Annotated in this window: 13 protein-coding genes; 4 read left to right on the top strand and 9 right to left on the bottom strand. The window is 70.7% G+C overall.

From position 1 onward, the window contains the following. Positions 1-65: 65 nt before the first annotated feature. The 3 genes from ACEPPI_RS11175 to argS all read right to left on the bottom strand — a co-directional run bounded on the left by ACEPPI_RS11175 (position 66) and on the right by argS (position 2562). Positions 66-356 (bottom strand): hypothetical protein, encoded by a 291-nt coding sequence (locus ACEPPI_RS11175; protein WP_373915069.1) that lies wholly within the window; start codon positions 354-356, stop codon positions 66-68. Beyond that, positions 353-700, bottom strand: coding sequence for a DUF6247 family protein (locus ACEPPI_RS11170; RefSeq protein WP_373915068.1), 348 nt, complete (start codon positions 698-700; stop codon positions 353-355). Before ACEPPI_RS11170 ends, ACEPPI_RS11175 begins: the two co-directional genes overlap by 4 nt. A 92-nt stretch (positions 701-792) precedes the next feature. Further along, positions 793-2562 (bottom strand): arginine--tRNA ligase, encoded by a 1770-nt coding sequence (gene argS, locus ACEPPI_RS11165; protein ID WP_373915067.1) that lies wholly within the window; start codon positions 2560-2562, stop codon positions 793-795. A gap of 219 nt (positions 2563-2781) precedes the next feature. Here argS and lysS point away from each other — a divergent pair, with 219 nt between their 5' ends. Beyond that, the gene (gene lysS / locus ACEPPI_RS11160; RefSeq protein WP_373915066.1) at positions 2782-4509 is read left to right on the top strand and encodes a lysine--tRNA ligase; all 1728 of its coding nucleotides are present in this window, start codon (positions 2782-2784) and stop codon (positions 4507-4509) included. Positions 4510-4589: 80 nt separating this feature from the next. Here lysS and ACEPPI_RS11155 read toward each other — a convergent pair whose 3' ends face one another. From ACEPPI_RS11155 to ACEPPI_RS11145, 3 genes are all read right to left on the bottom strand, one after another. Next, entirely contained in the window at positions 4590-5918 is a 1329-nt protein-coding gene (locus ACEPPI_RS11155; RefSeq protein ID WP_373915096.1) for a DUF2637 domain-containing protein, read from the bottom strand. A 98-nt stretch (positions 5919-6016) separates the two neighbouring features. Next, complete coding sequence (locus ACEPPI_RS11150) at positions 6017-6832, bottom strand: DUF3558 domain-containing protein (protein WP_373915065.1); 816 nt, start codon at positions 6830-6832, stop codon at positions 6017-6019. 123 nt (positions 6833-6955) lie between these two features. Beyond that, positions 6956-7858, bottom strand: a complete 903-nt coding sequence (locus tag ACEPPI_RS11145) for a DUF3558 domain-containing protein (protein ID WP_373915064.1) — start codon at positions 7856-7858, stop codon at positions 6956-6958. Between the two features lie 187 nt (positions 7859-8045). On the opposite strand from ACEPPI_RS11145, the gene ACEPPI_RS11140 reads away from it, so the two are divergent. Next, the gene (locus ACEPPI_RS11140) at positions 8046-9239 is read left to right on the top strand and encodes an RtcB family protein (RefSeq protein WP_373915063.1); all 1194 of its coding nucleotides are present in this window, start codon (positions 8046-8048) and stop codon (positions 9237-9239) included. A 59-nt stretch (positions 9240-9298) separates the two neighbouring features. On the opposite strand, the gene ACEPPI_RS11135 is transcribed toward ACEPPI_RS11140, so the two are convergent. Next, positions 9299-9877, bottom strand: coding sequence for a Uma2 family endonuclease (locus ACEPPI_RS11135; RefSeq protein WP_373915062.1), 579 nt, complete (start codon positions 9875-9877; stop codon positions 9299-9301). A 269-nt stretch (positions 9878-10146) separates the two neighbouring features. On the opposite strand from ACEPPI_RS11135, the gene ACEPPI_RS11130 reads away from it, so the two are divergent. Then, positions 10147-10713 carry a polysaccharide deacetylase family protein gene (locus ACEPPI_RS11130; RefSeq protein ID WP_373915061.1) on the top strand — a complete coding sequence of 189 codons (567 nt, stop codon included), beginning with the start codon at positions 10147-10149 and terminating at the stop codon, positions 10711-10713. Here ACEPPI_RS11130 and ACEPPI_RS11125 read toward each other — a convergent pair. Next, a complete protein-coding gene (locus tag ACEPPI_RS11125; RefSeq protein WP_373915060.1) occupies positions 10710-11477 on the bottom strand; it encodes an SDR family NAD(P)-dependent oxidoreductase in 768 nt (255 codons plus the stop codon). The two genes, ACEPPI_RS11130 and ACEPPI_RS11125, sit on opposite strands and share 4 nt — an antisense overlap. Positions 11478-11562: 85 nt before the next feature. After that, positions 11563-11895, bottom strand: a complete 333-nt coding sequence (locus ACEPPI_RS11120; protein WP_356213868.1) for a YnfA family protein — start codon at positions 11893-11895, stop codon at positions 11563-11565. A 108-nt stretch (positions 11896-12003) separates the two neighbouring features. Here ACEPPI_RS11120 and ACEPPI_RS11115 point away from each other — a divergent pair, with 108 nt between their 5' ends. After that, positions 12004-12471: a hypothetical protein gene (locus ACEPPI_RS11115; RefSeq protein WP_373915059.1), complete on the top strand. Its 468-nt coding sequence runs from the start codon at positions 12004-12006 to the stop codon at positions 12469-12471.

The following is a 12471-nucleotide window of genomic DNA, read 5'->3' as shown; positions in this document are numbered from 1 at the left end:
GGCCGAACGCGGAGAACATGACAGGACGCGGTCATGCGGGGGTCGTTCGGGGTGGCACGGACCGCCTACTGCCAGAAGATTTCCTCCACCACGATCTGCGGCTCGGCCACGCGGGGCAGGAAGGTGAACCGGATCCACCCGCGGTTGCTGTCGAAGTACGCGATGTGGGGGCCGCGGGGGACGGTGGAGCGCGCGGGTTCCACATCCTCCCCTCGGTACGGGTGACGCGCGGTCAGCAGCTCGAAGAGAGCTTCCCAGCACGCTTCCCGCGGCTCGTCGGGCAGGCCGATCCGGTACTTCTCGGCGTCCTGGGTGTAGTCCACCGCCCACGGCGGTCCGGTGAACTCCTCGCTCACTCGCCCGGCTCCAGGGCGCGCAGCCGGTGGCGGATGCGGGAAGCCGCGTCGAGGAGGCCGTGGGCCGTGTCGGCGTCCGTGGCGTCGGCGGCCCTGGCTTCCAGGTCGGCCACGTGCCGGTCGAGCCCGGGGTCGCGCGCGAGGGCGTACTCGCCCCACCAGCGGGCCATGAACGCCGGGACCGGACCGATGTCATAGGCATCGCAGATCTGCCGCCGCCAAGCGGAGTCGAAGTCCGCCAGCAGGGCCGGGGTGTGAGCCGCCATGGCGGCACGCAGGGCCTTCGGCGTGTACTCCGGCATCGGCGGTACGGATCCACCGGGCGCGGGCGTCGCGGTCGTCATTCCCGGCTCCTCCTCGGATCGGACGCCTTCCACGATAGAGCGCGACGGCCCCCGGCGCGGGGTGGTCGCGCCGGAGGCCGTCGGGTGGTGCGTCAGAGCTTCTCGGGGGTGCGGATGCCCAGGAGGGCCATGCCCTTCGAGAGGGTGCGGGCGGTCAGCTCGCACAGGAACAGGCGGTTCTCGACCTGCTCGGGGGTCTCGGCCTTGAGGACCGGGCACTCCGAGTAGAAGGTCGTGTAGAGCGAGGCCAGCTGGTAGAGGTACGCCGCCAGCTTGTGCGGGGCGTACTCCGCCGCGGCCTCCTCGACCAGCGCGCCGAAGCCGTCCAGGTGCAGGCCCAGCGTCCGCTCGGCCGGGGCCAGCTCCAGCTCCGGGTGTGCGACCGGGGCACGGTCGCCCGACTTGCGCAGGATGGACCGGATCCGGGCGTACGCGTACTGGAGGTAGACGGACGTGTCGCCGTTGAGCGAGACCATCTGGTCCAGGTCGAACTTGTAGTCGCGCGCCGCCGAGGTGGAGAGGTCCGCGTACTTCACCGCGCCGATGCCGACCTGGAGACCGTTCTCCACGATCTCCTCCTCGGTCAGCAGCCCGCGGTCCTCGTCCTTCTCCCGGACCACCGAAGTCGCCCGCTCGACGGCCTCGTCGAGGAGGTCCACCAGCCGCACCGTCTCGCCCTCACGGGTCTTGAACGGCTTGCCGTCCTTGCCGAGGACCGTGCCGAAGGCCAGCTGGACGGCCTTGACCCCGTCGTTCAGCCAGCCGGCCCGGCGGGCCGTCTCGAAGACCATCTTGAAGTGGAGCGCCTGGCGGGCGTCCACGACGTAGATGAGCGTGTCGGCCTTCAGGTTGCCCACCCGGTCGCGGATCGCGGAGAGGTCGGTGGCCGCGTAGCCGAAACCACCGTCGGACTTCTGCACGATCAGCGGGGTCGGGTTGCCGTCCGGGCCCTTGTACTCGTCGAAGAACACGCACAGCGCGCCGTTGGAGCGGACGGCGACGCCCGAGTCCTCCAGCAGCTTGCAGGTCTCCGCGAGCATGTCGTTGTAGCCGGACTCGCCGACCACGTCCGGGTCCTGGATGTCCATGTCCAGCTTGTTGAAGACGGAGTAGAAGTAGATCTTCGACTCGTCCACGAACCGCTGCCACAGGGCCAGCGTCTGCGGCTCGCCCGCCTGGAGGTCCACCACCCGCGCCCGCGCCCGCGTCTTGAACTCCTCGTCGGAGTCGAAGAGCGCGCGCGAGGCCTTGTACAGCCGGTTCAGGTTGGACATGGCCTCCTCGCCGGAGACCTCCTCGTCCGACTTGTGGTCCAGCTCGTGCGGGTGTTCCAGCAGGTACTGGATGAGCATGCCGAACTGGGTGCCCCAGTCGCCGATGTGGTGGCGCCGCACCACCGTCTCGCCCGTGAACTCCAGGATCTCCACCATCGCCGCACCGATCACGGCGGACCGCAGGTGCCCGACGTGCATCTCCTTCGCGACGTTCGGCTGCGCGTAGTCGATCACCGTGGTGCCGGCGGACGGCGACAGCGGCACGCCGAGGCGGTCGTCGGCGGCGCGGGCCGCGAGGGTCTCGACGATCGCCCGGTCGGTGATCGTGATGTTGAGGAAGCCGGGGCCGGAGACCTCGATCTTCCGGATCAGGTCACCCGTCGGGATGCCCTCGACCACGGTCGTCGCGAGCTCGCGCGGGTTGGCCTTGGCCTTCTTCGCGAGCGCCAGGATGCCGTTGGCCTGGAAGTCGGCCCGGTCGCTTCGTCGCAGCAGCGGGTCGGTCGCACCGGCCTCCGGCAGGGCGGAGGCGAGGGCGTCCGCGACGCGCTGTTCGACGGAGGAAGCGAGGGAAGGGACCGAGGCCATGAGCTGCCGTTCCTGTGAGTCGGTTGATGCCCGTCGAGTATCCCACGGTGCACCTGTCCACATCCCGGGATTTGTCCGCGGCGGCGGCCGGCCCCGGCGGGCGGCGCCCGTCGCCCGGCGGCCGGGCGCACCGGTCCGCGCCGCGCAGGCAACCTCGGAGGGCCTGCTTCCGTCTGGGAGAATGGCGGTAGCCAGCATTTCGAGATAGAAGGACGTGTCGTGGCTCAGAGCAGCACCGAGACCGACTGGGTCTCCCGTTTCGCGGACGAGGTCATCGCTGAGGCGGAGCGCCGAGCACCCGGCAAAACCGTCGTCGTCGCGTCCGGACTCTCCCCCTCCGGCCCGATCCACCTGGGCAACCTCCGTGAGGTCATGACCCCGCACCTGGTCGCGGACGAGATCCGCCGCCGGGGCATCGAGGTCCGCCACCTCATCTCCTGGGACGACTACGACCGCTACCGCAAGGTTCCGGCCGGCGTCCCCGGCATCGACGAGTCCTGGGCGCAGCACATCGGCAAGCCGCTGACCTCCGTGCCCGCCCCGGCCGGCTCCGCGTACCCGAACTGGGCCGAGCACTTCAAGGCGGTCTTCGTCGAGGCCCTGGCCGAGATGGGCGTCGAGTACGACCCGATCAGCCAGACCGAGCAGTACACCTCCGGCGCGTACCGCGAGCAGGTCCTGTTCGCGATGAAGCACCGCGGCGACATCGACGCAGTCCTCGACCAGTACCGCACCAAGCAGAAGCCGGGCGGCAAGAAGCCCCAGCAGAAGCAGGTCGACGAGGCCGAGCTGGAGGCCGCCGAGGGCTCCGGCGCCGCCGCCGAGGACGACGGCAGCAGCGCCGAGGGCGGCTACTTCCCGTACAAGCCCTACTGCGGCGAGTGCGGCAAGGACTTCACCAAGGTCACCGCGTACGACGACGAGAGCACCGAGCTCACCTACGTCTGCACCGAGGACGAGTTCACCGAGACCGTCAAGCTCAGCGAGTTCAACCGCGGCAAGCTGGTCTGGAAGGTCGACTGGCCGATGCGCTGGGCCCACGAGGGCGTGATCTTCGAGCCCTCGGGCGTCGACCACTCCTCGCCCGGCTCGTCCTTCCAGGTCGGCGGCCAGATCGTGCACATCTTCGGCGGCGAGCAGCCGATCGGCCCGATGTACGCCTTCGTCGGCATCAGCGGCATGGCCAAGATGTCCTCCAGCAAGGGCGGGGTCCCCACCCCGGCCGACGCGCTGAAGATCATGGAGCCGCAGCTGCTGCGCTGGCTGTACGCGCGCCGCCGCCCGAACCAGTCCTTCAAGATCGCCTTCGACCAGGAGATCCAGCGGCTGTACGACGAGTGGGACAAGCTGGAGGGCAAGGTCGCCGACGGCACCGTGCTGCCGGCCGACGCCGCCGCGCACGCCCGCGCCGTCCGCGTCGCCTCCCACGAGCTGCCCCGCACCCCGCGCCCGCTGCCGTACCGCACCCTCGCGTCGGTCGTCGACATCACCGCCGGGCACGACGAGCAGACCCTGCGCATCCTGACCGACCTGGACCCGACGCAGCCGCTGGCCTCCCTCGACGAGGTCCGCCCGCGCCTGGACCGCGCCGAGAACTGGATCACCAGCCAGGTCCCCGCCGACCAGCGCACCCTCGTCCGCGAGGACGCCGACACCGAGCTGCTGTCCTCCCTCGACGACAACGGCCGCGAGCAGCTGCGCCTCCTCCTGGATGGCCTCGACTCGCACTGGTCCCTCGACGGGCTCACCACCCTCGTCTACGGCGTGCCCAAGGTGATGGCCGGGCTGGAGCCCGACGCCAAGCCGACGCCCGAACTCAAGGTCGCCCAGCGCGAGTTCTTCGCCCTGCTCTACCGCCTCCTGGTGACCCGGGAGACCGGACCGCGCCTGCCCACCCTGCTCCTCGCCGTCGGCGCGGACCGGGTGCGCAAGCTCCTCGCCGCCTGAGGCACCCGGCGGCGTACCGGCCGTACGGAAGGGCCCCGCACCCCCTCGGGGGTGCGGGGCCCTTCCGCGTGCCGGGACGATCAGGCGATGTGTTCGTTCTCCAGGTCGCGCTGGTAGCGCTGCTTCAGCTCCGGCATCAGCCGGCTGATCGTGCTGAAACTGCGCGGGTGCGCGATGCCGTGCCGGTCCGAGAGGTATATGTCGACCTGCTCGGGGCTCGGGACCTTGCCGTTCTCCTCGATGTACGTCCGGAAGACCTCGTACGCCGCCTCCGCGAACTTCACCTCGTCGAGGTCGGCCCCGGAGTCGTCGGCCTCCTCGTCCGGCAGCAGCTGCTGCGACGGCTTCCGGGACGGCTCCTGCTCCAGGAGCTCCTCCGGGCCGGACGGCGGCATGACCGGGGTCGGCTCCAGGCCCTCCACGTACTGCGGGTTGTAGCCGCCCTCGTACGCCGCCTGCGGGGCCAGCGGCGCCGCGAACCAGGCACTGTCGTGCGCCGCCGGCATCGCGGTGGGATCCACCGCGAACGCCGGTGGGGCGTGCGTGACGGGGGGAACCGCCGACGGGCCCGCGCCGGGCGCCGACGCCGGACCCGCCTGCTGCGGAACCAGTACCTCCGCGGCCTTCGGACCGGCCGCCGCCTCCAGGGCCGCCGCCTGCAGGGCCGCGGTCTCCGGGGCCGCCGCCTCCAGGGCCGGGGCCGCCGGGCCCGCCGGGGACAGCAGCGTCGGCTCGATGCCCGCCGCCACCAGCCCCTCCGGGGCCGTCTGCGACAGGGGCACGCCGATCCGGGCCAGCCGCAGCGGCATCAGCGCCTCCACCGGCGCCTTGCGCCGCCAGGCCCGCCCGTACCGGGCCTGCAGCCGCGCCTGGTAGATCAGCCGGTCCTGCTCCATGCCGACCGCCTGTTCGTAGGAGCGCAGCTCCCACAGCTTCATCCGGCGCCACAGCTTGAAGGTGGGGACGGGCGAGAGCAGCCAGCGGGTGATGCGGACGCCCTCCATGTGCCGGTCCGCGGTGATGTCCGCGATCCGGCCCACGGCGTGCCGGGCCGCCTCGACCGTGACCACGAACAGGATCGGGATCACGGCGTGCATGCCCACGCCCAGCGGGTCCGGCCAGGCCGCCGCGCCGTTGAACGCGATCGTCGCCGCCGTCAGCAGCCACGCCGTCTGGCGCAGCAGGGGGAACGGAATGCGGATCCACGTCAGCAGCAGGTCCAGCGCCAGCAGCACGCAGATGCCCATGTCGATGCCTATCGGGAACACCAGCGAGAAGTTGCCGAAGCCCTTCTGCAACGCCAGTGCGCGCACCGCGGCGTACGATCCCGCGAAACCGATGCCCGCGATGACCACGGCACCGGCGACCACGACACCGATGAGTATCCGGTGCGTACGAGTCAGCTGCATCGCGGCCACCCGCGACCTCCCCTTGTCGAGCTACGGCAGGCACAGCGTACGGGTGACTGCGCGTCACCCGTTCCCCAGGACCCCTTACCGCCCGTCGCCTACTGCTGCGGGGAAGCGGAACCCGACGGCGAAGCCGAACCGGAAGGCGAAGCGGAACCGGACGGAGCCTGCTCGGGAGCGGCGTCGCCCTTGTTGGCGGAGTCGACCGCGTTCACCGCGTCCCGGGCCGCCGCGACGGCGTCCTGGAGCAGCTTCGCCTGGTCGGGGGCGCCGGCGCCCTCGTAGGCGGCACCGTTGTAGTCGAGCGTGATGACCACGTTGTGGGTGCGGACCACGAGGGTGGTGTTGAAGAAGTCGACGTCCTTCTTCACCCCGTACGCGACCGAGGAACCCTGGTCGCCGATCCCGCCGGCCTGCTCCACCTTGACGTCGTGCGCGCCCTCGGCGGTCTTCGCCAGCTCGATCTGCTTGTTGTACTGCTCCTCGGCGCGCTTGTCACCGCTGCCGAGCGTGGCGTGCGAGTCGTAGCGGACCAGGGAGACGGAGAGCCAGCGGTACTGCGAGCCCTTCACGCCGTCCGTCTGCAGGCCGTTCCAGGAGCAGCTGGCCCGGTTGGCGAGGTCGTTCGACTTCGCGGCCGTACCGTTCTTCTCCTTCGCCTCCGGAACGACCGAATCTATGGTCTTCGACGCGATCGCCTTGCAGGGGTCGGGCAGCTTCGCGAACGCCACCTTCTCCAGGGTGGCCGAGGCCTTCGCGTTCGGCTTGGCGGACGAGGAGGACGTGGACTTCTTGCCGGATTCCGTGCCCGAGGACTTCTCCGAGTCGGACGAGCACCCGGCGGCGGTGAGGATCACCGGGACGACGGCTGCGCAGGCGAGGACACGGGTGAGACGCGAGGCTGATCGGTGCATGGTTCCTTCAGACGTTGGGGACTTCTTACGGGCGCGGGACCCGGGCAACGGTAGCCCGACCGGGTGCCCGCCTGCTGTGCGCGCCGTCACGACGGCCCCGCACGCCCGCTCGGGGCGGGGGCCTCACTCGCTGAAACGCTCGGCCAGGGCCTCTGCCAACTGGCGCGCCTTGTCCTGCGTTTCCGCACTTGAGGGGATCGCGGCGGGTCCGGACGGCTGCACGCTGTACTCGACGGTGACCAGGACGTTGGAGGTGCGGAACACAATCCGCACGGTGCGCGACTGGGCGGCGCTCGCCCCGGCCGGGCTCAGCTTGTCGTCCAGGTACGCCTCGTTGCCGAGCCCTTCCAGAACGCGCGAGCCGAGCTCGGGCGCGGTGGTGGGGGACGCCGGGGCGGAGGGCGAAGCGGAGGCGGGGGCGGAGACAGGAGCGGAAGCGGGAGAGGGGGAAGCGGAAGGCTGGGCCGGGGTCGCGGCGGCGCCGGGGGCGCTACCGGGGGTGGTGCTGGGGGTGGTGCCGGGGGTGGTGCTCGGGGAGGGGGAGCCCGTGATGCCGGGGAAGGGCAGGTGCGCGTCGGTGAGGCGGCGTACGAACACCGTGTGCGCCTTGTCGTCGTCGCTCGCGGCGCCGCGGTCGTACGAGACCACGCGCTCGAACGTGACCGACAGCAGCAGGGTCCCCTCGGGCGCCTGCGCGTTCCAGCGGCAGCCGACGTGCCGGTCGCCGTCGAAGGAGGGCTCCGCGGTCCCGGCGTAGAGCTGCTCGCGCTGCTGGGTGGTGAGGGAGTCGGCGGCCGGGAGCATGGCCTTGAGGCGCTTGGCGTCGGCCGCCTTGCAGGGCTGTGGCAGGCTGCGGTACTTGCCGGGCTGGGCGGGCGCGGCGGTGCTCCCGCCGCCCTTCTGGTCGCTGGTGATCCCGATGCCGTTGCCGTCGGTGCAGCCGGCGAGACCGGTCACTCCGGCCGCGAGTGCGGTGATCATCGCGATACCGGGCAGGACCCGTCGGCGTACCGCCTTGCGCTCCACGTCCACTGGCTCCCTTGGTCCCCTCGGGAAAATCCGTTGCCGCGACTCGGACACGGATGGACACAATGTCTATCGCACACGCTGGTGCCGGCGCCGGTTCCCTGACTGCTTTGGGGCGATGAGCGAGGCTTTTTGCGTATTCCGAGCTTTCTGTGACTTTCTGTGGTTTCCGGGGGATTGACGTCATATGTCGTATGTAGAGGTGTCCGGGGCTAACGTCCCGATCCGGATGTGGACCGATCCGGCGTCGGTCGAGGACAGCGCCATGCGGCAGTTGCAGAACACGGCGGGCCTGCCCTGGATCAAGGGCCTGGCGGTGATGCCGGACGTCCACTACGGCAAGGGCGCCACGGTCGGCTCGGTCATCGCCATGAAGGACGCGGTCTGCCCGGCGGCGGTGGGCGTCGACATCGGCTGCGGCATGTCGGCGGTGAAGACCTCCCTGACGGCGAACGACCTCCCGGGCGACCTCTCGAAGCTGCGCTCGCGCATCGAGCAGGCGATTCCGGTGGGGGCGGGCCTGCACAAGGAGGCGGTGGACCCCTCCCGGCTGTACGGCTTCTCGGTGCAGGGGTACGAGGACCTCTGGAAGCGCTTCGACTACATCACGGACGCGATCAAATTCCGTCAGGAGCGCGCCACAAGGCAGATCGGAACGCTCGGATCTGGCAACCACTTCATCGAATTCTGTCTCGATGAGTCAGGTTCGGTCTGGCTGATGCTGCACTCCGGATCCCGGAACATCGGCAACGAGCTCGCCGCACACCACATCGGCGTCGCCCGGGGGCTGGCCCACAACCAGGGACTGGTCGACCGGGACCTGGCGGTGTTCCTCGCCGCGACCCCGGAGATGGAGGCGTACCGCAACGACCTCTTCTGGGCCCAGGAGTACGCGAAGTTCAACCGCGCGGCCATGATGAGCCTGTTCAAGGAAGTCATCCGCAGGGAGTTCCGCAAGGCCAAGGTCTCCTTCGACCAGGAGATCAGCTGCCACCACAACTACGTGGCGGAGGAGCGGTACGACGGCATGGACCTGCTCGTCACGCGCAAGGGCGCCATCCGCGCCGGCAGTGGCGAGTACGGGATCATCCCGGGCTCGATGGGCACCGGGTCGTACATCGTGAAGGGCCTCGGCAACGAGAAGTCCTTCAACTCCGCCTCGCACGGAGCGGGCCGCAAGATGAGCCGCACGGCGGCGAAGAAGCGCTTCTCGGCACGCGACCTGGCGGAGCAGACCCGGGGCGTGGAGTGCCGCAAGGACGCGGGTGTCGTGGACGAGATCCCGGGCGCCTACAAGTCGATCGAGCAGGTCATCGACCAGCAGACCGACCTGGTGCGGGTCGTGGCGAAGCTCAAGCAGGTCATCTGCGTCAAGGGCTGAGCACGGCGTACGGGGCCCGGACCGGCGACGGCCCGGGCCCCTCCGCGTGCGTCGAGCCCTCATTCGCCGTCGAGGAGGAGGTCCACCGGGAGTTCGAGGGTTACCCCGACGTACTCCGGGACCGTGATGGAAGTGCCGCGCTTGTGGGACGTGCGGAGGCGGTAGGTGCCGTTGCGCGGGTCGCGGCAGACGACGACCTCGTCGTGGCGGCGGTCGGCGATGACGTAGAAGGGGACGTCGGCCTTCGCGTAGGAGTCGACCTTGGAGCCGAGGTCGTCCGACCAGTTCGACGAGGTCACCTCGGCGATGAGGCGGAACACCTCGGGCGAGTAGCAGTTGTTCCGCCCCTTGAAGTCCAGGAAGTCCTTGCTGACGAGCGCGAAGTCCGGGATGGCGTAGTCGTCGGGCCCTGTGGGCAGCCAGATGCCGATGCCCTGGAGGTAGCGTAGACCCGCCTTTTTGGCCCCGGCCTCGAAGAACCTTTCGGTCAGCCAGCTCAAAGTGAGCGCGTGCTCTCCGTCGGCAGGTGGTGTCACGGTGAGCCTCCCCTGGAGAACCTCCACTCGGTGCCGGGGAAGCTCCTTGGAGAGTCGATCGGCGGCTTCCGCGATCGTGGTCTCGCGCTGCATCACGGCCATAGCTTGCTCCCTTTCGCGGCTCACGCTTTCGGATCGTAGCGGCGCCCGTCGGCAATTCGCGTGGATTCACCCGTACGGGCCCGACCGGGGACGCGGGTCGCAACTTCGCTTCTATGTGCGGGGGTTGACGGGTTTGGTTGGTCTAGACCGGGGTGGGTGGCATGTGGAGATCCCGCGTGCTTCTTGCCGCGCTCGCGTCGTTGTCGCTCGCTCTCGGGGCCGCCGGGTCGGCTCAGGCCGGGGTGGGGTTGCCGCCCGTGGTGTCGCACGTGCCGACTCGGGACAAGGTCGTCTTCATCACGATCGACGACGGCTGGACGCACGATCCCGAGGCCGCCCGGATCCTGCTGGAGAAGCGGGTGCCGGTGTCGTTGTTCCTGCTGCCGGGCGCGACCGCGTACGACACCGGGTACTTCACCGAGCTCACGGAACAGGGGCGGGCGACGGTGGAGAACCACACGGTGAACCACCCCGACCTGACCACCCTCGACGCCGCCGGGAAGGACGCCGAGGTGTGCGGGGCCGGGGAGCGGCTGGCGGCGGCCTTCGGGGGGAGGGAGCCCAGGCTGCTGCGGCCGCCCTACGGGGCGGTCGACGACAGCGTGCGGGCCGCGGCGAAGGCGTGCGGGGTGAAGGCGCTGGTGACGTGGACGTACGACTTCACCACCTGGAGCCAGACCCCGCCGACGCCGCGGCTGAAGGCCGGCGACATCGTGCTGCTGCACTTCACGCCGACGCTGGCGGCGGACCTGCGGCGGGCCTTGGACGCGGCGAAGGCCGCCGGGCTGAAGCCGGCGGCCCTCATGCCGCAGCTGAAGGCGGCGGGAGTCCTCTAGAGCTCGCGGTGGACCTTGGTGTTGGAGGCCTGGGCGCGGGGGCGGACGACCAGGAGGTCGATGTTGACGTGGCTGGGGCGGGTGACCGCCCAGGTGACGGTGTCGGCCACGTCGTCGGCGGAGAGGGGCTCCGCGACGCCCTCGTAGACCTTCTCGGCCTTGGCCGCGTCGCCGCGGAAGCGGGTCTTGGCGAACTCCTCCGTCTTGACCATCCCGGGGGCGATCTCGATGACGCGGACGGGCTGGCCGACGATCTCCAGGCGGAGGGTCTCCGCGAGGACGCGGGCGCCGTTCTTGGCGGCGACGTAGCCGGCGCCGCCCTCGTAGGCGGAGTGGCCGGCGGTGGAGGACAGGACGACCACCGTGCCGTCGCCGCTCGCGGTGAGGGCGGGGAGGAGGGCCTGGGTGACGTTCAGGGTGCCGATGACGTTGACCTCGTACATCGTGCGCCAGTCGGCCGGGTCGCCGGTGGCGACGGGCTCGGCGCCGATGGCGCCGCCGGCGTTGTTGACCAGGACGTCACAGCGGTCGAGGGAGGCGGCGAAGGCGTCCACGGCGGCGCGGTCGGTGACGTCGAGGGCGTGGGCGGTGGCCTCGTAGCCCGCGTCGGTCAGGTCGCCGGCGAGGGTCTCGATGCGGTCCTTGCGGCGGGCGGTGAGGACGACGTGGTAACCGGCCGCGGCGAGCTGCCGGGCGGTGGCCGCGCCGATTCCGCTGCTCGCGCCGGTGACTACGGCGGTTCGGGTGGCCGTGCGCGTGCTCATGAGCGGGCTCCTCGTTCGATCGTGGGGACGTTCGTCCGCGGGGTCGTTCGTTCGTACGGGCGAATCCTCGCCAGCATAGGCCGGGTCAGCGGCGCGGCGCGTACATGATCACAGCCATCCCGGCGAGGCAGACGAGGGCGCCGGTGACGTCCCAGCGGTCGGGGCGGTAGCCGTCGGCGACGACGCCCCAGAGGAGGGATCCGGCGACGAAGACGCCGCCGTAGGCGGCCAGCACGCGGGCGAAATCGCCTTGGGGCTGGAGGGTGGCGACGAATCCGTACAGCCCGAGGGCGATGACGCCGGCGCCGATCCAGGCCCAGCCCTTGTGTTCGCGCACGCCCTGCCAGACCAGCCAGGCGCCTCCGATCTCCAGGACGGCGGCGAGGGCGAAGAGGGCGGCGGAGCGTGCGATGAGCATGGCCGGAAGCCTACGCAGGCGAATGGGGGAGGGCTCGCCCTCGTTCGTGTGATGGTCCGACCAGGGGGTGGATGGGCTGGTTAGCGTCCGCGCGAGGAGGTGGTGGCGGTGCGCCTTGGTGCCGTACGGAGTGTGGTGGTGGCGGGCTTGCTGGTGCTGGGCGGGGCCGGGCCCGCGGGTGCGTGGGCCGGGCCGGAGGCCGACGTGGCCTACCACGGGCGGGTGTCCCTGGCACATGGCCGGCTGAAGGTGTGGATGGTGCCGCAGAACGAGGGGCCGTCCGGGGTGCCGAACGCGACGGTGCGGGTGCGGCTGTCGGTCGACCTCGCGGACCGGCAGGAGCTGGCCGAAGGGTGCGCGCGGATCGGGCAGCGCGAGGTGGTCTGCGAGACGGGTGAGCTGCCGGAGCACGGCAGGGGGCGGCACATCGGGCTGTCGCTGGGGCTGCGGGAGCGGCCGGCCGAGGTGGTGGTGCGGATCGACACGTGGTGGAACGGCGGGGCGACCGACCGCAACCGCGGCAACAACGAGCACGTGGTGCTGGCCCTGGACACGGGCGACGGCTACGCCTTCTGA

This window comes from Streptomyces sp. AB3(2024) (assembly GCF_041862025.1).
Classification (GTDB): Bacteria; Actinomycetota; Actinomycetes; order Streptomycetales; family Streptomycetaceae; genus Streptomyces.
The sequence above is the reverse complement of the archived record's forward strand: the minus strand, read 5'-3'. Positions and strand labels throughout refer to the sequence as shown.